The organism is Clostridium sp. JS66 (assembly GCF_033561535.1).
In the GTDB taxonomy this organism is placed as follows: Bacteria; Bacillota; Clostridia; order Clostridiales; family Clostridiaceae; genus Clostridium_AM; species Clostridium_AM carboxidivorans.
In genome coordinates this window covers 2426621-2447087 of record NZ_CP131467.1, presented here as the reverse complement: position 1 = coordinate 2447087, position 20467 = coordinate 2426621, and the positions used below count along the sequence as shown (strand labels likewise).

Below are 20467 nucleotides of genomic sequence, written 5' to 3'. Positions count from 1 at the left end.
GCTGCACCCCCTTAAAAATCTTTCATTGTCTTTGGTGACCAACCAACAGCCTGATCCCCACAGAACATCGCATTGTTTTCCATAATAATTGAACCATCTTCTCTTACTGAAGGTCCTAATATTTCATCATTTGACCAACCGCCAGACAAACCATCTCTAGCTAAAGATTGTAGTTCGCCTATAACAGTTTCCATTGGAGGTAGTTCTATCAACTCTGAAACGTTTCCAGTAGATACAATAGCATCTGCCTTTATATCTAAAGAAACTAGAGGTTGAGATTCTCCATCTCTTCCTGTACATTCATTAGTGATTCCACAAGTTTTAACTCCAGCATCTTCTAAAGCTACTATACATGCTATGAAGTCTGCATCTGGATTTCCATATCCTTCTTCAGCTACAATAGCTCCATCTGCACCTAAAGATTTAGCCATTTGAGCTACAAATAAAGCTGAACGTTTCTTTTGCTCTAATGCTACATTAAGGTTTGACATTATAACTCCTAAGAAGTTAAGTGTTTTACCATGCTCTGCATAAAGTCTTTTAATAGTTGGATTATTCTGAAAATCATAAGTTGACCACTTTGATGAACATGGCATAAAGCTTCCTGAAATCACAGCTCCATCCAATACTTCATTTGGATGCATAAATGTTGGAACCATATGATTTGCATCCCATCCATAAACTAGATCATTATATCCCATTTCTTCCATTTGTGATTGAGGCTGCATAACAAATACAACACTTGGAAGTTTTCGAACATTTTCAGGTCTTTTTATAATAGAATCCAATTCAAAAGTTTCAATATCTTCAGGCTCTAAATCTTTAACACAGCTTCCTATATATTCAGCAAGCTTATGTCCTGCCCATCTTAAAGCTTTATTTTTCTTCTGCTGTTCATGCTTTTCAAAATCTTCATCTGTATCACCTACAAGCACTATGTTTTTTAGTTGTGAATAGTAAGTATATTTTGCACCTTCACCACTCATATCTATTAATCCATCCTGGAATCCACCCCAATGCTTGCCAACTACAAGCAAACTGCAATCTTTAAGTGCATGTGTACGACCCTCTCCAACTGGAATTACATCTCCAGTTACACCTGGAAATAATGTAGACCCATCAACCTTAACTCTGCATTCAATAGCTTCCTTTACAGGAACAAGACGCACTTTATCCCCAGGCTTTACAATTAAGAGATCTGCCTCAGTAATATGTTCATCTTCCAATACATAATCTAAAGCTTCTTTTTTGTTAATTGTTAAAATGCCCTCTTTATAACTTGTTGAGCTGCCAAAAACAATATCCTTAACATGAAAGTTTCCAATTTCAAGTTTCATTATTGGACCTCCTCTACCATAAAAATTATTTTTTAATTGTTGAAATTGTCTAAATAGTACTATTTGAATAAATAGTATCACATCATGTTTGCTTTTTCAATCATGATTACTTAATAATCGTGATTGTTTGTTATTAAATTATCAAATCCATTCTATTATAAATTTTAATAAAGTTGAAAAGGATTGCATTGACTGCATTTCAAGATTTCATGCTATAGAAATTTGAAATACATCCTATAAGATTAAGTAATACATTTACTATATGTTATAATAGAATATATCAATTAAACATTTCTGGAGGACAAAATGGATAAAAGAGAAATAAAAAGGTATAGAAATATGAGTTATTTTATTGATGCTGCTGTTCAAATCATGGATGAGGAAGGAATTGAATTCGTTACAATAAGGAAAGTTGCCGATTTGGCAGGATATAATAGTGCTACCCTTTACAACTATTTTGAAAGCCTGGATGAACTTATACTGTTTGCCTCAATAAGGCATCTTAAAGAATATATCTTAAACTTAAAAGAATACATAAAGTCAGCAAATAACAGCCTTGAAAGGTATTATAAAATATGGGAATGTTTTTGCAGATACTCTTTTTCACGCCCTCAAATATATAACAATATTTTTTTTGGAAAGCGCAATAATTCCCTATCACAGATAATTAAAGAGTATTATTCCATTTTTCCTGAAGAACTAGTTGGGCAACTAGAAGAGCTAATGCCAATGCTTTTAAGTACTGATTTATATGCAAGAAATTTAGTATTATTATCAAAAATTCAATCAGAGGGTTATCTAAACAAGTCAGATTTAAATTATGTTAATGAAATGACAATACTGCTATATCATGGAATGCTGGTAAAAATTTTAAATTCAGAAAATCAATTAAAAATAGAGGATGTATCACAAAAAACACTTGGATATATTAGACAAATTTTAAACTCTTTTATAATACAAAAATAGAATAGAAATCTATTCTCAGATTAATAAAAAACCGCCGATATAAAAATCGGCGGTTTGACTTTCTACATAAATACCTGGCTAGCAAATATAAAACTATTATAAAAGTGATTTATCTGGAGTTATAAGTATTTTTACATGTGATTTCTTTTCTGGTCCAGTTAAAGCACCAAAGCCTCCTTCTACTATATCATCTAGTAGAATTTTCTTTGTAATATATCCTTCTGCCTTTATTCTTCCATCACTCATTTGTGCAATTGTTGCTGGGAACTCATGTCTATAAGCTAGTGTTCCAACTATTTTCTTTTCAGAGAATACTAAAACATTAGGATTAAAGCTTGTATCGCCTTCCCAAATACTTGTTATTACCATAGTTCCTTCAAACTTCAATGAATCAAGTCCAGTATCAAAACCTATCTTAGCACCAGTAGTTTCAAAAGCTGCATCAACACCAACTCCATCTGTAAGCTTTTTAACCTCTTCAGCTATATTAACTTCATTTGGATCTAGAACTACGTCTGCACCAGCTCTTTTTGCATATTCCTGTCTTACTGATTTTCTCTGTAAAACAACTACAAGTTTAGCACCAGCTGCTTTTAAACATTCAATAGTTGCAAGACCTATTGGACCTGATCCTAATACTAAAGCTGTATCTCCAGTTTTAAAATTAGCAATTCTTATTGAATGAAGCGCTACTGCCATAGGTTCTATTAATGCAGCTTGTTCATAAGACATATTATCTGGAATTTTATGAATAAATTCTTCTGGGAATACAGTATATTCTGCAAATCCACCACCGCTTCCACAAAGTCCATGGAAACCTAGAGATGAGCAAAGATTATATTTTCCTTCCCTGCATGCTGGACATTTACCACAAGCTACAATTGGTTCCACAGCTACTCTATCTCCAACATTAAAATTTGTAACTCCTTCACCTATTTCTACAACTTCTCCTGAGAATTCATGACCTAAAACTACAGGAGCTGTATTACCACTTAAAGGATGAGGTTGTCCTACTGGAATAAATATAGGGCCTCCTAAATATTCATGCAAATCGGAACCACAAATTCCACACCATTTAACCTTGATTTTTACTGATCCCTTTACTACCTTTGGCTCTTCAATTTCTTCAACTCTAACATCTTTCTTATCATACCATAATGCTGCTTTCATAATAATACCTCCAAATTCAATATAATTGTTAATTCATTCACAGATATATTTAGCAAATATCATGCCAAAATAGAAAAAGCCCATTATCAAGCTCTTTCTATTTTAGGTGTATCATATTGACACATTTAAGGCTGTGCCATATTGACAGGAAAAAATTGTTTTTCTCATTTTGGCACATTTTTATTTAATCATTGTTAATATTATATCTTTTTATTTTTCTGTATAAGGTAGAACGACTTATATTTAAATAATTTGCAGCTTTTACTATGTTACCCTCACAAATCTTAATGGCATTTTCAATAGTTTCTTTTTCCAATATTTGCATTGGAATGATACTTGATTCTTTTTTATCACATACATCTACATACTTAGTAGATGTTATCTCTTCTTCATCATAAGAAGTAACAAAATACTCATCACTTAAATAATAATCTCTCTCTACTACATTTCTAAGTTCTCTTACATTACCTGGCCAATTATACTTTTTTAATTTATCTAAATAACTTTTATTTACTTTCTTATGTTGATCCTTACTTTTAGCATTTAAAATTTCTACAAAATACTTAACTAGCACATCTATATCTTCTTTTCTTTCATTTAAAGGTATAGTTTTTATACTCATCACATTTAATCTATAATAAAGATCTTCTCTAAAGTTTTTCCTTTTTATTTCTTCTTTTAGGTTTCTATTAGTAGCACCTACCACCCTTATGTCCAATTGTTTTTCATAGGTTCCACCAACTCTTATAATCTTATTATTGTCGAGTACCCTTAGTAATTTGCTCTGTATATCTAAAGGCAGTTCTCCAATTTCATCTAAAAATATTGTACCTCCATTTGCAATTTCAAATTTTCCAGGATGACCTTCCTTAGAAGCTCCAGTAAAAGCCCCTTTTTCATATCCAAAGAGTTCACTTTCCACTAGCTCTCTAGGTATGGATGCACAATTTACAGCAACAAAAGGTCTTTCCCTTCTTTCACTATAATTATGAATGGATTGAGCTATGAGTTCCTTACCTGTACCACTTTCCCCTTCAATAAGAACATTGCTATGACTTCTAGCTATTTTTTTACCAAAGTTTATTATTTCTTTCATTCTTTCATTTTCAGTTATAAAATCGTTGAAATTATAAGAAGCGCTGTAGCCAATTACCTTACTTACTAATTTATGAACATCCTGCACTTCTCTAAAGGTTATAACTATTCCTATAGCCTTACCTGTTACTTTCATTGGCACAGCATTTATTATGCACTTTACTCTTTTCGTATTTATATAAAAATCACACTCTACATTATTATAATATATAATATTTTCACTTATTATCTCACTAAAGTTCACACTACTCATTAACTGTTTAATATTCATTTTTATTATTTCTTTATGGTTTATCTCCAATATTTCAACAGCTCTATCATTTACTCTTTTAATATTTAATTTTTCATCTATGACAATCATACCTTCACATATAGAATCAAAAGTAATATTCATAAGATTGTTGGAAATAGTCAGTGCCATCTGCTTCTCTATTAGCTGAGCTGCAGATGTAACCATAGCAAGCGTATGAGAATGAGCACTATGAACATTTCCTGACATATTAATAAATCCTATTATATTACCTTCTTCATCATGAATAGGTGAACAGGAACAAGTCCAACTATGTTGGTGTATTCCAAAATGTTCGGCTCCTATAGTTTGTACTGGCTTGTCTAAAAACAGTGCTGTTCCAATGGCATTAGTTCCCACAACATTTTCTGTCCAAAGCTGCCCTTTAACAAAGTTCAGCTCATCTGCCATCTTCATGATATCATCATCACCAATTATATCCATTATGTATGCATCTTTATCTGCAAGCATTATGGCAAAGCCTGAGCCTTGAACAATGTTGTATATATTCTCAATTATAGGATGTGCCACTGAAATCAATTGTGCATTTTCTTCAACCTTTAATTTTTCTGAAGCCTTATATTTATCATTTCCCTTTCCATCCATAGGATTTACTTCATAGCCCATACACCTTTTCCACGACTCTGCTATTTCTCCTCTTACCTTAGGATTTATACATCCCTTATTAATAAATTCATTCCAAGCAAAAGTTATAAATTCTTCATAATTTTCCATATCATTCACCTCATACTACAACATAGAATACTGAATACATACAATTTTACATTCTGTGTTAATTGGATATATAGTTTATCAATTTTTATTTAAATTCATTTGTGAAAGAGAATACATCACTAATGCTGACCATATAAATACAAAACTTATCATATCTATGCTTGTAAAACCTTCATGATACATAAATATTCCAATAAACAAGCTTATGGTTGGCGAAATATATTGTGTAAATCCAATCACTGACAAAGGTAATCTTCTTGCTGCACTTGCAAAAAGCAGCAGTGGAACAGCTGTAACTACCCCAGATCCTATAAGTAGAAATATTACTGCTGCACTTTCTCTCCCAAAAGCACCTACTCCACTAAATTGCCTTGATGCTATATATGCTGCTGCAATTGGAGTTATCATGGTTGTCTCCAAAGTTAACCCAACTATAGAATTAGCTTTAACAAACTTCTTCATTGCACCATATAATCCAAAGGAAATAGCTAGTCCTAGTGAAATCCATGGAATTTTACCATATTGAAATGTTTTAATTATAACTCCAAAAAAAGCAGTAGAAAGGGCAATTCCCTGCCACAAATTCAACTTTTCTTTGAAAATAACCACTCCTAGAGCTACTACAACCAATGGATTAATATAATATCCTAAGCTTGCATCAATAATCCTATTTGAATTAACAGCCCAAATGTATAATCCCCAATTAAAAGCAATGAGAATAGATGCAATAAAAATATAAAGCATTTGCTTCTTATCCTTGGCTATACGCTTTAACTCTCCCCATTGTTTAGTTACTGCAATAATTGCAACTGTAAATACAAAAGCCCATACAATTCTGTTGGATAAAATCTCTATTGGAAATACACCATCTATCAGCTTCCAATATATAGTCAAAACACCCCATAATGTATATGCTGCAACTGCATATATCACACCAACTGTCTTTTCGTTACGCATTTATCTTCCTCCCTTTTTCATATGTTTTCTACCTTTAAAAGTATATATACTACTACTAATCTTTTCTGACAACTTTCACTATTAACTTCTGTTTGTCAAACCTTTTTTCCATTATACACTAAATCTCTTTTTTTTCATAAGTTATTATTTTCTACTTATAATTCACAAGCTAATATTTATACATTAAATATGTAAAGTTTTTGTATAAATATTAGATTTTAAATTTTAAATTATAAATTACAATTTTCTATATCATTTTTATACAGTTATCTTTTAAATTTTCTGAACACCAAAAATTCCCTCAGACTTAACTTAGTCTGAGGGAAAAATATGTTTTTTTATTTATATGTTATATTAACGGCTTGCTTCGTACTGTCTTAAAAGTTTAACAAATAACTCAGGAACCTTCATCATGTCTTCAGGAGTTCCTACGAATGAAATACGGAACTGAGTGCTTCCTGGATTATTCTCTCCTGCTGGAATATCATAGAATCCTTTTAAAGGTGCTACTAGAAGAGTTGTTTGAACTCCTTTGTAGTCCACAGATCCTTTTTGTGCACAGTAAAGAACAAAGTCAATTGCATCAAATCCTGGTTTTACAACATTTCTAACGTCAATTACTGAGTATATAGATGCATCAGGGCTAGAAACGATTAAGCCTGGTTCCTGCTCCTTCAAACCATTATATACTTTGAATATGATATCTTTATAGTATTCACGAAGACTCTTGCACCATGAAGCAATACTTTCTTTGCTTTCATGTGCCAATGCTCCAAATATGTACTGACCAATTACATTAGCACAAAGATTTGCAGTATATTCAGCTATTGAACGATCATGGTATTCTGGATTATCAGTAATTACAGCACCGATTCTTAAACCACATGCATTCCATACCTTTGATGTTGTCTCTAAACTTATTCTTCTTCCTTCTATACCAGGTACATCTGCATCTGTAATTCCCCAGATACTTACTAGACTGTTATCACCTGTATAGTATAGTTCACGATAAGCTTCATCACTAACCATCCACATATTGTATTTTACGCATAATGCAGCAAGTCCCTTAAGTGTTTCATAGTCATAAAGCTGTCCTGTAGGATTGTCATAAGGTATAACAAGAAGTGCTCCAGGATTATTCTTTTTAATATTTTCTTCGATTTCATCAAGTTTTGGAAGACTAAACTTTCCATCCTCACCTAACGCACGTTTTACAGTAATCGTTTTACGTCCAATTCTTTCTGCAAAAGAAATATAGTTTGTGTATGCTGGGTCTATCATCATAAAAGGCTTTTCATCAGTACCTGCAGGTCCGCAAACACCAAGTAATACTAATTCCATACCACTTGATCCGCCGTCTGTTACTTGAACTAATAATTTGCTAGTATCAAATCCTTCACATGCAAGAATGTTTTTAAATGCATTCTGACACTCTTCAAAACCAGCAGTTCCTGAATATCTTACAACACCCTTTGCAAATGGGCTTTCAGGAGCATTAAGTGCAAACATTCTTTTCTTCATAGCAGGATTTGTTGGAAGTGAAACATTTCCAATACCTACATTTATTACAGCTTCAGGCTTAACCTCACGCTCATCATACTTCATTTGTGCCAATCTGACATCTGATGGCGTTCTTGATTCAAAATGTGCTGATAAAACTGGTTTATTCATAACAATCCCCTCCTAAAAAATATAAATATAATTTACAGAATATATGATACATATTTATACTAACATTTTAATCAAATTATTGCAATCTTATACCAAAAACAATTTATAAAAAAAGAAGGTACTGCGGCACTAAAAAATTAGTACGACGGTTTTTTGACCAAAAAGTAAAGCTCCTACTGAGAATAATGAAAGATTTATAGTAAAATTAACATATATAAAATTAGATATTCTTTTCCAACATCTCAGACAGTTCATCGAAATTCTTTTTAGCTATTATACCCTTATTTTTAAGATGTTGTATCTTTTCTTTACGGTGGCCTCCATTTTCTTCAAAATCAATTAATGCTTCTTTAATTGCATTTTTAAGGAGCGGAATTACATTAATTATTCGTTTTATTCCATAAACATATTCATCATCATAAAGTCTAAAACTTTCAAACAATCCTGATGTCAACCTGCCATCGGAAAATATATAAATATATCTATCCCTCATATCATCAGATAAATCAACTTCAATTTTATGTCTATATAATCTAAAGGTAACTCCCTCCTTCTCTACAAATACTGGAAATAACATAGAAAAGAGGAATACTATTTCTTCTTCTTCATCAATTAATCCTGAAAAATCACTTTCATTTAACTCATTCATAATCTCATCAGTAAAAATACAGTCTTTTATTCTATTTCCTAATTTGATCCTGAATTTTCTTTCTTTCTCATCCCGTAGTAAATTATCAATTGAACTCAATAATCTACTAATTGAATTCTTATTTTCTGATAAATTTTTATCACTCTTCATATTTATACTCATTCCTTTCGGTATGTTCATTGTACAAAACTTAGTTAACTGTTAACTTCTTAACTCATCTATTCTTTTTTCAACTATATATAGTTATCAAGTTTCATAAACAACGCTTTTGCTTTTCAGCATCATTTATTTTTGATTATTTTACTAATATAACCATCTGTATATTCCAGATGCTTTAGCATAGCCATAGATGCAGCAGCAGAATCATGCTTTTTTATAGCCTGCATTATATCTTCATGTTGTTTTTTTAGTATATTTTTATTCTCTACATTTCGAAACATATTGGTTAACACATTTTCAATATATGTTTCTACCAAGGTTGATGCTGCAAACATCATAGTAGAAACTAAGTAGTTTCCCGATGCCTGAACAATTTTATAATGCATTTTTTTATCTAATTCTGCACATTCCTCTTCATTCTCTGTGCTATTTAATAAATTAACTAGTTCTTCTATTTCTTGAAGCTGCTCATCATTTATGTTTTTTGCTGCTAATGCTGCCATTCCAGGTTCAGTAAACTTTCTTAAATCTAAAATTTCATCTGTTTTGCTTCCATGAAGCATAAACGTCATGGAAAGTGGTTTCAACAAACTATCTTCAAAGCTGTCTTTTATAAAATTTCCTTCACCTATTTTGCATTTGATGATTCCTAATATTTCCAAAACTCTTAAAGCTTCCCTTACCGATGTTCTGCTCACATTAAGTTGTTCACACAACTCTCTTTCAGAAGGTAATTTATCTCCACATTTCAATTCACCTTTTTCTATTAAATCTTTAATCTTTTCTATTACCTTTTCATATACTTTTGTATTTTTTGTTGTATTAAGCATTCAAAATTTCCTCCAAAATAAGATATTTCTAGTCTTTTATCTTATTATTATAAATTTCTTCAATTATTTCAACAAGCTCCTACACTTATTAAATAGAATTATTTAATAAATACAAAAAATAAGTTCCACATAATAGGAACTAAAAAAACAGTAATAATTCCCGAGAGGGCCATAGTTAAACCACTCATTGCTCCCTCAGTTTCTCCAAGTTCCATAGATTTTGCAGTCCCTACAGCATGAGAAGAAGCACCCATAGCGATTCCCATTGCAACTTTATCATTAATTTTAAAAATTGAATATAAATAAGGTCCAATAATTGACCCGATTACACCCGTAAGTATAATTGCTACAACAGTAATTGATGGCAATCCACCTAATTGTTTTGATAAAGCCATTCCTATTGGTGTAGTAATAGATTTAGGCATTAAAGATTTTATTATCACATCAGATAAATTAAATAATTTACAAAGTAAAATTATACAAGTAATACCACATACATTCCCACACAAAATACCTATGAGTATGGGTAAAGCATTTTTTTTAAATAAAGTGAACTTCTTATGCATAGGCAAAGCTAATGCAATGGTTGCAGGATACAAAAAGAATGATATAAGTTGGCCTCCACTATTAAAAGCTTCATATTTTATATGAAATTTTGTTAGGAAAAAAATTAATATTATCATGGCAATTAGTAAAGGATTAAAAATTGAAAGTTTTGTTTTTTTATTTATATAAACTCCTATTGCATAAGCAACTAACGAAATTAGTACACCAAATACTGGAGAATTAATAATATCATTCATGTGAATTCACCTTTCTTAAAAATTTTACTGTATACGCTGTTATTAACCAAAATACTATTGTTGAAATAATCAAAATAACTATGAATACTGTCCATTTCCCCTTTAATACTCCAAATGCATTCATTAAACCTACCCCTGCAGGAATAAATAAAAATGACATATTTGATATCAAAAATTCGCATACATCCTCAATCATTTCAACTTTGATAATTCCTATTTGTAATGCAAGAAAAAGTAAAAGTAGCCCAAGCACAGCACCTGGAATTGGTAAATGAAATAATGTTTGTAATAATTGTCCTATAAAATATGTAATTAAAATAATCATTAATTGAATTAGATATTTCAATAAAATCACCTGCCCATCAGTATATAAATTTTACATATCAGTGGTTATACCGGTCATACCACTTTAAATATTAATGCTAGTCTACCACTTTTTTTAATGCATTGCAATAATATATTTTTTTATTTATTGCAATATGCTGAAAAACGTGATAAACTAACTTCAAACAAATGACTGGTATGACCGGTACGACCTTTATAGATGAAACTGTTAAGAAAAAATTCTAAACAAAGCGTCGATAAACTATTTGCTTTAATTGAAAGGACAATTTTTAAAGACAAAAATAACTTGGACATATAATGTTTGTTCACAATGGAGGTAATATAAGTGTTAGAAAAATTTGAAAACTATCTATTATATAAAGAGCATAAAAGTTCTAGTACAATTAAAACATATTCAAGGTGTATACAAAAATTTATTGATTGGTACTATATCAGCAGTGGTAAAAAGCTTTTGAAATTAAATATGGAAATTATTAATAATTATAAAGACTATTTAGTATTCATAAAAAAAAGAAAGCAAACAACCCTAAATGTTGAACTTTGCGCATTGAGCAAGCTTAATAGTTTTTTCTGCTATAAAAATGCACCTAAGAATTATATTCCAGGTAAAAAACATAAAAATATTAACTAATCTTAGATTATTGAATATAAATAAGAAGGTATTGCAGTTTAAATCAATAGTAATTTAAATTGCAATACCCCATATTTTTAAAGTTCTTTATACTATACTTATAATATTGGCTTTATTGCTTTATGATCTTGGATTTTTTTACTTGAGCCTGTACAGCTTCTATCTTAATAGACCCACTTCATTTTTTATAAATTACTGTATATCCTATTCTCAAAAGCAAATTTTAATCATATTTAAGAACAACAATCCCTGAATAATCTTTAATATTTGCTTTGTTTAATTCAAGTTCCTCATACTCTTTTACTTTTAGTCCTGAAACTGAAATGAATTTATCAACCTTACCAAAGATATAGCCCATTAGACCTAGTGCTTTTGTCCTGTAGTGCATAGGTATAACAATTGTTGGGTTCAACTGCTTCATTACTTGAACAGCATCAAATGCATTAATTGTGGCTAAACCACCAACAGGGAGAAGTAGTATGTCTACATTTCCTATCTCCCCTATCTATTTAGAATTTAGAACATGTCCAAGGTCACCACAATGACAAATATTTATATCATCAATATTGAAGTTATATACAGTATTTTTCCCTCTCTTAGATCCAGAGGTTTTATCATGAAATGTTTGGATACCTTTTATTTCTATTCCATGTTTTGAAAAATCTCCTGGCTCACTTATGTGTACAAAACTGCTCCTGACTGCATTTATATTATTATGATCACTATGATTGTGACTTGTAGATACTATATTAGCTTCTATTTCTTCAGGCAATTTATAGCCAAACATTTTCTTATATGGGTCTGTTAATACTTTTATTCCACTTCTAGATGTTATCATAAAACATGATTGGCCAAACCATTTAATTTTCATCTTAGTCCTCCAATCTTTTTTAATATTTTGGTTTCTATTTTATTTTAATGATAAAACTATTTCTTTTGTAGTTCTAAGTTTACCAATCCTAGGGAAGATATATTTACAAACATACTCATGTTCTTCTTTCGTTACAGCTGTCATTGCATCTTCTACAAAAATTTGATTATAACCGTGTTGATATGCTTCTCTTGCTGTAGTGTCTACACCAATGTTAGTAGAAATCCCACCTAATATAATAGTATCAATTCCTCTACGTCTTAATTGTAAATCTAAATCAGTTCCATAAAAAGCTCCCCATTGTCTCTTGGTAACAATATGGGCATTTTTAGTATCTGCTATTTCAGGTACTAGGTTATCCCATCCTTCTGGATATTTCATTCCAGTAACTTTTAAATCTGTTTTTGGTCTAACCATATCTTTACCATCTATGGTAGAAACTCTTACAAGAACTATAAAAGCTCCTTTCTCACTAAACGCATTAACTAGCTTGCTTGCATTTTGAATAACTTCTTCACTTGTATAAGGTGAAGGAGAAATTTCCCTAGATGTAATTCCATTTTGTAAGTCTATAAGTACAAGAGCACTTTTTTCTGCATTAATAAATTCATTTTCATTTAATTTTAGGTTTTCCATATTTATATCTCCTTTTTAATTTTATTTTTATAGAATTAATTATTTATTAAATAAGATTTGTTTAATACTTTTCATAAAAATTAGTCATCCAACAATCTAATAATATTATTAATTTAAATCAAGTTTTTTATAAACCTTAAAGTAGACCCAAATTGCATTTATAAATAACAATGCACTTGTGACAAAGAATACGTATTGCATTCCTAAAATTCCTGCAATCTGTCCGCCTAAGACTGAACCTCCAAATACTCCCAAGTATCCTGCTGACATATTGAAACCAAATACCCTGCCAGTAAGAGAAGAAGGTGTTATCTTTTTTAATATGATATTAACAGATGGATTAAGCCCTGCAGATGCTAGTCCTAACAAAAAGCGAAGTCCCATTAACTGCCAAGTATTTTGTACAAAAGCTTGTGGTATAAAAATGATCACTGCACCTATAAGGCATGTTAACATTACTTTATGAGCTCCTATCTTATCTGAAAGTTTTCCAAGTCTTGGAGCAGCAATTATATTTGCAAGACCTGAAGCTGAGAATGTAAGTCCAGCTAAAAGTGCAATATGTGAACTATTATTGGATAGCTGCTTAACATATACTGTTACAATTGGCTCCACAGAATATAATGCTACAGCTAATATAAAGAAGGTTACAAACATCGTAACTGTTAAGCTTTTTTCTGGAATAGTGCTCCATACCTCTTTAATAGTAAGCATCTTTTTATCTTCTCTAACAAATGATTCTTTTATAAATAGAAGCGTTGTGATAAAGGAAATTAAAAGTAAAGCTCCTGTTATGAAAAATACACTTTGTAAACCTAATATCTCATCTATAAAACCACCAATAGTTGGACCAAGCAAAGCCCCTGCAATACTAGCTGTTGAAAGTGTACCTAAAGCATATCCTGCATGTTCTTTATCTGTTTGAGTTGCAATCAATGCAGTACAAGCTGTACTATAGCCAGTAATTACGCCTTGAAGTAATCTTAACCCTATGAGTACATACACATTTGGCGCAAACCCCATGCATCCTATTGTTATTGCCATACCAAGGCTTGCCCTAAGTATCATTGGCTTTCGCCCATATTTATCAGCTGCGCTTCCCCAAATTGGTGAAAAAACAGCTGAAATTATAAATGTGATACCAAAGGCAATTCCTGAAATTTTTGTAATTGTTGCTGTATCTTGAACTCCAAGATGTTGTATATACAGTGGTAATACTGGTGCAATTTGACTCATTCCTATAGCAGCCACAAATATTCCAAACCAACATACTATTAAATTTTTTCTCCACATTTCCATAAATGTACTCCTTTCTTTTGTATAACTTAATTGTTAATAAGATTTTTTTAAATAATAATTAACATATAGACAGTGCCATCAATACATATAAATACGTAATAAAATATTAATAAACAACGTGGGCAATGATAAAGTACATATTATTTATTCTTGCTAGTTGTATTACTGCTATCTTCAATTTGATTATAAACTATAAAACATAGTTTGTAAACTACGAAGTGTAGTTTAATGATTATAAAATATAGTTTGATAAATATAGTTTATAATGTTAAACTACTGTTATAACTTAAGATTATAGAGGTGAGAAGTAAATGCAAAAAAGAAATTTAACCAAAGAAAAAATTATTCAGGTTTCTTTTTCTTTGGCAGATGAAATTGGTCTTAATCAACTTACTTTCCAAAAAATCGCTGAAAAATTGAATATAAAATCTCCTTCTTTATATAACCATTTTACTAATATGGATAGCCTTAAAATAGAGATGACTGTGTACCTTTTAAATGAATTGAATCAAAAATTAATGCAGAGGTTAATTGGTAAGAGTGGTGATGAGGCCATAAAAGAATATGCTAATATTTATAAAGAGTTTGCTTTTGAAAATACCACCGCTTATAGACTTTTTATGAGTATTCCAAGTACTGAAAACTCAGAGTTATTTAATTTAGCAAGAGAAACTAATCGTATCATTTGTCAAATTTTAAAGTTTTACATTAAGGATGAAATTTGTTTGGTTCATAAGAGTCGAACTTTAAGAAGTCTTTTGCATGGTTTTGTCTCTTTATATTCATTTGGATATTTTCATAATGATAAAGTAACTTTAGATGAGAGCTTTTACTCTATGATAGATGACTTTATTTCATCACTTTCAAAAAAATAAAAAATAGAGTATTTTACTTAAAATCATTAATGAAATTAAGTCACAATACTCTATCATTTTTATATCATCATAATCTTTATCCAACCGCTCATTGTATGAAGTTTTCAGATTAAAATCATACTATTAATTTTACTTATCCCATTGGTCTTGGATTTTTTACCTGAGCTTGTACTAATGCTATCCTAAAAGATCAACCACTATTTTTTTACTATTATGAAACACTTCTTACAATTGCTAATACTTGATGTTGTTGATATTGAATTTAATCCATAACATCTTTTAGTTCTAACAATTCTCTGGTATAATTCCATAGTTTATTTTCCATAGAGCTATCTCCTCCAGGATACACTGGTATAATGTGTTTGCCATTCCCGACATTAAAATATCCACCAGTCACTCCTTCATACTGTGGTCCTACAGCTAATTGAGTAATAATATCAGCTCCTATATGTGGATCTCCTATACGCAAAAATTTCAATATACGCTCAACCGCAGAAGCAAACCATAGTTCACGTCCAAGACCTGTCGCATTAAATCCCGGATTAAGTGCATTAACAGTAACTCCAGTTCCTAATAATTGGCGAGCCAGTTCTCCTGTAAACATAATATTGAGCAGCTTAGTCTTCCCATAAAGTGAAGAGGACTCTCTAGAAGTAAATGTATTTATATCGGCCAAATCATCAGGTAACTTAAGTTTACCATGGTTACGTGATGCCTCAGAAGCAACGTTGACAATTCTAGCATTTCCAGACCTTATTAACGGTTCTTTTAATATATCAGTTAGTAACCATGGTGCAAGGTAGTTCACCGCTATCATTTCCGCAAACCCCTCAGAAGTTATTCTCTGCTCAAAGGCATGTAATCCTGCATTATTCACAAGTACGTCAATCTTTGGATATGAAGCTTTAATATCATTTCCTATTTTTTTAACATCTTTCATCAATGACAAGTCTCCGAAGAAAAACTCTACTTTTACTCTTGGTGCTATATTTTTTATTAATTCTTTAGTCGCTTCAGCTTTATCCTTGCTCCTCGCAGTTAATACGAGATAAGCACCTTGTTTTGCTAATTTACTTGCAACTAGCTGTCCAAGACCATTAGTAGCACCAGTTATTACAACTATTGGATTAGTAATCATAATAATCCTCCTTAATATTTATATAATAAGTTAGTCTTACTTGACATGTAATAAACAAATAAATATACTTGATATATGTCAAGTATATTTATTTGTTTGATATATGTCAAGCATTATATTATATAATTTAATCTTTAAGTCGAGGTGTAATATGGACAATAATAATATTAAAAGAATAGAATTGGAATTAAAATTAGGTAAAGAATTAAATGCACTTATAAGTGCCTCACATGCTCTTAATGTTAGAACTGCAGCACGTTTCAATTCAACCATACAGCCTGCAGCATTTTTGCTTGTCCGTTGGATTTTCTCATTTGGAGCAACAAGTGCCACAGTTTTAGCTGAAGCAACAGCTATGGATCGGAGCTCTGTTAGCCGCCTTGTCAATCAACTTAAAAAATTAGGCTATGTAAAAAGTGAAACATCACCTGATGATCGTCGTGGAGTACTGTTATCTTTAACTGAACTTGGACGACAAAGAACAATAGATGCTTTAAAGGAGAAAGAATCCCTATTTTATGAACGTATTTCAAAATGGGATGATTACAAACTCGAAAAATTTGCCGAAATGCTCAGAGATTTTAATGGTCACGATTGCAAATAGCATAACCATGAATTTCATAGTATCCTATTTTTAGTTCAAAGTACGATTTTTAAATAAAAATAAGTACTGTGCTTAAAATTATTAATGATTTTAAGTACAATACTTATTTGTTTGTAGTCTGAATAGCCTTAAATACCTATTATATAAGGCTTTTTAAGCTATGTTTATATTATTTTCACTTTATTATTTATTTGATCTCGGATTCTTTACCTGAGCCTGAGCTGCAGCAATCATAAAAGACCAATCTCTGTTTTTACTATTATGAAACACTTTTTGTTATCTTCAAATATCATGAATTGATTATTTTGAGTTTATCTCAACTATAATTTGTTTCCATTAGTTTCTTAAGAATTTTTGCACCTTTTAAAGAAAGCGTTTAAATTCCGGCATTCTGTATCTTATCGATATAACTTTTTCTCCATCTGCTGAGTTGAGTTTGCTTATATAAGTTTCAAGTCCTTCAGCCAGCTTTATGATACAAATATAAATAAACTCCAAATAAAACATACTGTTTAAGCTTCCCGTCTCAAGAGCCTCAGAAATAACCTTTTTCAATAAACTTTTCATTTTATAAAGATTAGCTGTACTTTTTGAGACATTATTAAAGTATTTGGCGTTGAATAAAAACCTGCCATAGACAGGAAAAGTCAAATCAAATTTCAAATATGAAGTTATAATGCACCTAAATTGCTCAAAGAAATCTCCGAATTTTATATTCAAAGCTTCATTAATATAATTGAATTTCTTGCTTGTGACATATTCTACCAAAAAATCATATAGGTCGTTTTTACCTTCAAAATAGCGATAGAAACTGCCTTTTGTAACATCGAGACCTGCTATAATATTATTCAGTGATGCAGCATTATAATCATGCTCTGCAAATTCTTTTAATGCCGATTCTATAATTTTTGTTCTCTGATCAGAATACAAGTTTAAGAAAGTCTTTTTTCGCACACAAACCTCCATATTATACTCGTTCAAAGCTAATTTAGAATAAAATCAGTACTGTTTAGTAGCTACCATATGGTAGCTTTATATTTTCATATTCATTTATGAATGTAAAGCATGTACTGTTAAATTCTGCGGTCATATATTTTTACAGATTTGTTCCGATAAAAAATTCCAGGAGTTCATTTTCCCTGCTGGAGTTTTCTTTTGATTTTATTAGTAAATTGTTCATGCCTCTAGGAGTCTTCCATCACTTCCCCGTTTGCTCCCTTGTTTTCTTTTAGTAATAGAGTTGGGAGTATGGTAATAATACTTATTATGCATATGACAAACATTGTATCATTAAGTGCCTGAAGTTCAGCTTGTTTTGCCACCACAGCATAAACTTCAGTTATAGCTGCACCCTGAGCATCAGCTTGGGTGAGCCCGCTGCCTAAAAATATCCCCTGTATCAATTTTAAAAGAGTAATACTATTTGGATTAAAAGCATTTATTTTTGAAGATATATCCGCATAATTAATAGTATTTCTATGCTGCATTATACTGGTTATAATAGTAATACCAACGGAGGCGCCTATTTGCTTCATAGTATTTATAATAGCCGAAGCATTAGGCATTTCCCTCTTTAAAACTGCATTGAAGCCCGCTGTCTGAACCGGTGCTATTAATAGTCCTACTCCCATTCCTCTTAAGAGTAAAAGTACAGTAATATCATTATTGGGAGTGTTCAAAGTTATTTTAGACATACTGTAGCTGTTTAATGCAAGAAGTATTAATGCTATAACTGCCATTACCCTTGTGTCCACTTTATTACTGAACTTCCCCGATATGACCATGGACACTGCCGTAGCAATAGCTTCAGGAAACAGCACTAGGCCTGTCTGAAATGGTGAAAGTCCTTTAAGCTGCTGCATAAAAATCGGCACAAGAAATATACCACCATAAAGTGCCAATACCGCAATATTTAGAATAATGTTGCTCATACAAAAAGTATAGTTTTTTAAAAGGCGTAAATCAAGCATTGGCTCCAAGATCATCAGCTCATTTGCAACAAATATTATTAAACTGTAGCAGCCTATAATCATCAATACTATGTTTTTAATATCTCCCCAATCAATGTTATCGCCTCCAAGCACATATAATATGCATCCAAGTCCAATACTGCATGTTATGAACCCTATTATATCCAGATTTTTTGTAGATTTATGCTCTGAATTTTTTAATACTATGCTAGCTAGTATTGTGCCGGCTATTCCTATTGGAATGTTAATTAAAAAGATAAGCCTCCAATCTAAGTTTTCAATAATGTAACCGCCTAAAGTTGGGCCTATGGCTGGAGCTGCCATTACTGCAATACCCATAACTCCAATAGCCATTCCTCTCTCTTCTTTATCAAAAGTACTCATTAATATTGTATTGGCTATTGGGATTATTAATCCTCCTCCAATGCCTTGTACTATTCTGGAGATAACAATTGATGTTCCATTCCAGGATAATCCGCAAAGCAATGAACCTATAGTAAATAAAACAATTGATAATACAAATACATTTTTCATACCATATCTATCGCTTAAATATCCACTGGCTGGTATTGTAATCCCCATGACTAGTGTATAAACGGTTAATACCCATTTTATTTGATCAAGAGTTGCATTAAAAGTTGTCATCATCTTAGTAATTGCAAGGTTTACAATACTGGAATCCAAACTTACCATAAAACATCCGGAAACAATAGTGATTAAAATAAGCCATTTGTATGAAGCTGCTTTATTCTTTTCCATTCACCTCACCTACTTTACACGGATTTTTACAATGGCATTAGTAGCAGTTAAGAGATTGACATCATATTTTTCAAGCTTAATTTTAACTGGAACCTTTTCAACAACCTTAGTAAAAGTTCCGCTTGATGCTGAAGGAATCAGCGAAAATGCCGCATTAGAAGCTAATCCTATTTGTTCCACTTTGCCCTTGAATTTTTCACCTTTATATTGATCGATCTTAATATCAACATTTTGCCCTACCTTAAGCTTTTTAATTTTTGTTTCTTCAATATTTGCATTTATATATAGCTTACTTGGATCAATAAGTACAGCAAGTGTAGATCCGGCGGCATCCATTTCACCAATTTCACCCTGTTTTTTTATTATAATACCGGTTATGGGAGCTCTAAGAAGGGATGTGTCTATACTAGAATCACCAGCTCCAATTGCTTCAACGTGCCCAAGAATCTGATCTTTAACTACCCTTTCGCCTTCTTTAGCATCAAATTCCAAGAGCTTTCCAGATATCTGTGGTGTTACTTTAAAAAAATCACCAGTCACCTGAGCATCTTCTGTAGAAACATAGTATGTGCTGTTGTACCAGTAGTACCCTCCTACTCCTATGAGTATAACCATCATCGCTGCTAATAATGATAAAATTACTACCTTACGTTTTCCTTTCATATCTCTCACCTGCCT

General features: G+C 31.4%; 19 protein-coding genes and 1 pseudogene. 4 read left to right on the top strand and 16 right to left on the bottom strand.

Going from position 1 to position 20467, the window contains the following annotated elements:
• Nucleotides 1-11: 11 nt before the first annotated feature.
• Nucleotides 12-1337, bottom strand: coding sequence for a glycine/sarcosine/betaine reductase component B subunit (locus Q6H37_RS11540; RefSeq protein ID WP_318742062.1), 1326 nt, complete (start codon nt 1335-1337; stop codon nt 12-14).
• Nucleotides 1338-1643: 306 nt separating this feature from the next.
• Between Q6H37_RS11540 and Q6H37_RS11535 the strand changes: the two genes are divergently transcribed.
• Nucleotides 1644-2303, top strand: a complete 660-nt coding sequence (locus Q6H37_RS11535) for a TetR/AcrR family transcriptional regulator (RefSeq protein WP_318742060.1) — start codon at nt 1644-1646, stop codon at nt 2301-2303.
• A gap of 96 nt (nt 2304-2399) precedes the next feature.
• Here the strand turns inward: Q6H37_RS11535 and Q6H37_RS11530 are convergent, their stop codons facing one another.
• The 8 genes from Q6H37_RS11530 to Q6H37_RS11495 form a co-directional block, all read right to left on the bottom strand.
• Nucleotides 2400-3473, bottom strand: a complete 1074-nt coding sequence (locus Q6H37_RS11530; protein WP_318742058.1) for a 2,3-butanediol dehydrogenase — start codon at nt 3471-3473, stop codon at nt 2400-2402.
• A 184-nt stretch (nt 3474-3657) separates the two neighbouring features.
• Nucleotides 3658-5592, bottom strand: a complete 1935-nt coding sequence (locus Q6H37_RS11525) for a sigma-54-dependent Fis family transcriptional regulator (protein WP_318742056.1) — start codon at nt 5590-5592, stop codon at nt 3658-3660.
• A gap of 78 nt (nt 5593-5670) precedes the next feature.
• Nucleotides 5671-6549 (bottom strand): EamA family transporter RarD, encoded by an 879-nt coding sequence (gene rarD, locus Q6H37_RS11520; RefSeq protein WP_318742054.1) that lies wholly within the window; start codon nt 6547-6549, stop codon nt 5671-5673.
• Nucleotides 6550-6903: 354 nt separating this feature from the next.
• Nucleotides 6904-8220, bottom strand: coding sequence for a pyridoxal phosphate-dependent aminotransferase (locus Q6H37_RS11515; RefSeq protein WP_318742052.1), 1317 nt, complete (start codon nt 8218-8220; stop codon nt 6904-6906).
• 220 nt (nt 8221-8440) lie between these two features.
• Nucleotides 8441-9019 carry a hypothetical protein gene (locus tag Q6H37_RS11510; protein WP_318742050.1) on the bottom strand — a complete coding sequence of 193 codons (579 nt, stop codon included), beginning with the start codon at nt 9017-9019 and terminating at the stop codon, nt 8441-8443.
• Between the two features lie 131 nt (nt 9020-9150).
• Nucleotides 9151-9858 (bottom strand): FadR/GntR family transcriptional regulator, encoded by a 708-nt coding sequence (locus Q6H37_RS11505; RefSeq protein ID WP_318742048.1) that lies wholly within the window; start codon nt 9856-9858, stop codon nt 9151-9153.
• Between the two features lie 98 nt (nt 9859-9956).
• On the bottom strand, nt 9957-10661 hold the full coding sequence (locus Q6H37_RS11500; protein WP_318742046.1) for an LrgB family protein: 705 nt from the start codon (nt 10659-10661) through the stop codon (nt 9957-9959).
• Entirely contained in the window at nt 10654-11007 is a 354-nt protein-coding gene (locus tag Q6H37_RS11495) for a CidA/LrgA family protein (RefSeq protein ID WP_318742044.1), read from the bottom strand. The genes Q6H37_RS11500 and Q6H37_RS11495 overlap by 8 nt, the downstream gene beginning before the upstream one ends.
• Nucleotides 11008-11331: 324 nt before the next feature.
• Between Q6H37_RS11495 and Q6H37_RS11490 the strand changes: the two genes are divergently transcribed.
• On the top strand, nt 11332-11637 hold the full coding sequence (locus Q6H37_RS11490) for a phage integrase N-terminal SAM-like domain-containing protein (protein ID WP_318742042.1): 306 nt from the start codon (nt 11332-11334) through the stop codon (nt 11635-11637).
• A gap of 223 nt (nt 11638-11860) precedes the next feature.
• Here the strand turns inward: Q6H37_RS11490 and Q6H37_RS11485 are convergent.
• The 3 genes and pseudogenes from Q6H37_RS11485 to Q6H37_RS11475 form a co-directional block, all read right to left on the bottom strand.
• A pseudogene (locus Q6H37_RS11485) lies at nt 11861-12508 on the bottom strand (MBL fold metallo-hydrolase).
• 39 nt (nt 12509-12547) lie between these two features.
• Entirely contained in the window at nt 12548-13144 is a 597-nt protein-coding gene (locus Q6H37_RS11480) for an isochorismatase family protein (protein WP_318742040.1), read from the bottom strand.
• Between the two features lie 108 nt (nt 13145-13252).
• The gene (locus Q6H37_RS11475) at nt 13253-14443 is read right to left on the bottom strand and encodes a multidrug efflux MFS transporter (protein WP_318742038.1); all 1191 of its coding nucleotides are present in this window, start codon (nt 14441-14443) and stop codon (nt 13253-13255) included.
• 311 nt (nt 14444-14754) lie between these two features.
• Here Q6H37_RS11475 and Q6H37_RS11470 point away from each other — a divergent pair, with 311 nt between their 5' ends.
• Nucleotides 14755-15318, top strand: coding sequence for a TetR/AcrR family transcriptional regulator (locus tag Q6H37_RS11470; RefSeq protein ID WP_318742035.1), 564 nt, complete (start codon nt 14755-14757; stop codon nt 15316-15318).
• Nucleotides 15319-15580: 262 nt separating this feature from the next.
• On the opposite strand, the gene Q6H37_RS11465 is transcribed toward Q6H37_RS11470, so the two are convergent.
• Nucleotides 15581-16456 carry an SDR family NAD(P)-dependent oxidoreductase gene (locus Q6H37_RS11465; protein WP_318742033.1) on the bottom strand — a complete coding sequence of 292 codons (876 nt, stop codon included), beginning with the start codon at nt 16454-16456 and terminating at the stop codon, nt 15581-15583.
• Nucleotides 16457-16607: 151 nt separating this feature from the next.
• Here Q6H37_RS11465 and Q6H37_RS11460 point away from each other — a divergent pair, with 151 nt between their 5' ends.
• Nucleotides 16608-17060, top strand: coding sequence for a MarR family winged helix-turn-helix transcriptional regulator (locus Q6H37_RS11460; protein ID WP_318742031.1), 453 nt, complete (start codon nt 16608-16610; stop codon nt 17058-17060).
• 363 nt (nt 17061-17423) lie between these two features.
• Here the strand turns inward: Q6H37_RS11460 and Q6H37_RS11455 are convergent, their stop codons facing one another.
• The 3 genes from Q6H37_RS11455 to Q6H37_RS11445 all read right to left on the bottom strand — a co-directional run bounded on the left by Q6H37_RS11455 (nt 17424) and on the right by Q6H37_RS11445 (nt 20452).
• On the bottom strand, nt 17424-18014 hold the full coding sequence (locus Q6H37_RS11455; RefSeq protein ID WP_318742029.1) for a TetR/AcrR family transcriptional regulator: 591 nt from the start codon (nt 18012-18014) through the stop codon (nt 17424-17426).
• Between the two features lie 230 nt (nt 18015-18244).
• Nucleotides 18245-19789: a DHA2 family efflux MFS transporter permease subunit gene (locus tag Q6H37_RS11450; RefSeq protein WP_318742027.1), complete on the bottom strand. Its 1545-nt coding sequence runs from the start codon at nt 19787-19789 to the stop codon at nt 18245-18247.
• Nucleotides 19790-19798: 9 nt separating this feature from the next.
• Nucleotides 19799-20452 (bottom strand): HlyD family secretion protein, encoded by a 654-nt coding sequence (locus tag Q6H37_RS11445; protein WP_318742024.1) that lies wholly within the window; start codon nt 20450-20452, stop codon nt 19799-19801.
• Nucleotides 20453-20467: the final 15 nt, after the last annotated feature.

Bases quoted from the DNA above. Each gene is read 5' to 3' on its own strand.
- Q6H37_RS11540 (WP_318742062.1), bottom strand. From the start codon at position 1,337: ATGAAACTTGAAATTGGAAACTTTCATGTTAAGGATATTGTTTTTGGC.
- Q6H37_RS11535 (WP_318742060.1), top strand. From the start codon at position 1,644: ATGGATAAAAGAGAAATAAAAAGGTATAGAAATATGAGTTATTTTATT.
- Q6H37_RS11530 (WP_318742058.1), bottom strand. From the start codon at position 3,473: ATGAAAGCAGCATTATGGTATGATAAGAAAGATGTTAGAGTTGAAGAA.
- Q6H37_RS11525 (WP_318742056.1), bottom strand. From the start codon at position 5,592: ATGGAAAATTATGAAGAATTTATAACTTTTGCTTGGAATGAATTTATT.
- rarD (WP_318742054.1), bottom strand. From the start codon at position 6,549: ATGCGTAACGAAAAGACAGTTGGTGTGATATATGCAGTTGCAGCATAT.
- Q6H37_RS11515 (WP_318742052.1), bottom strand. From the start codon at position 8,220: ATGAATAAACCAGTTTTATCAGCACATTTTGAATCAAGAACGCCATCA.
- Q6H37_RS11510 (WP_318742050.1), bottom strand. From the start codon at position 9,019: ATGAAGAGTGATAAAAATTTATCAGAAAATAAGAATTCAATTAGTAGA.
- Q6H37_RS11505 (WP_318742048.1), bottom strand. From the start codon at position 9,858: ATGCTTAATACAACAAAAAATACAAAAGTATATGAAAAGGTAATAGAA.
- Q6H37_RS11500 (WP_318742046.1), bottom strand. From the start codon at position 10,661: ATGAATGATATTATTAATTCTCCAGTATTTGGTGTACTAATTTCGTTA.
- Q6H37_RS11480 (WP_318742040.1), bottom strand. From the start codon at position 13,144: ATGGAAAACCTAAAATTAAATGAAAATGAATTTATTAATGCAGAAAAA.
- Q6H37_RS11475 (WP_318742038.1), bottom strand. From the start codon at position 14,443: ATGGAAATGTGGAGAAAAAATTTAATAGTATGTTGGTTTGGAATATTT.
- Q6H37_RS11470 (WP_318742035.1), top strand. From the start codon at position 14,755: ATGCAAAAAAGAAATTTAACCAAAGAAAAAATTATTCAGGTTTCTTTT.
- Q6H37_RS11465 (WP_318742033.1), bottom strand. From the start codon at position 16,456: ATGATTACTAATCCAATAGTTGTAATAACTGGTGCTACTAATGGTCTT.
- Q6H37_RS11460 (WP_318742031.1), top strand. From the start codon at position 16,608: ATGGACAATAATAATATTAAAAGAATAGAATTGGAATTAAAATTAGGT.
- Q6H37_RS11450 (WP_318742027.1), bottom strand. From the start codon at position 19,789: ATGGAAAAGAATAAAGCAGCTTCATACAAATGGCTTATTTTAATCACT.
- Q6H37_RS11445 (WP_318742024.1), bottom strand. From the start codon at position 20,452: ATGAAAGGAAAACGTAAGGTAGTAATTTTATCATTATTAGCAGCGATG.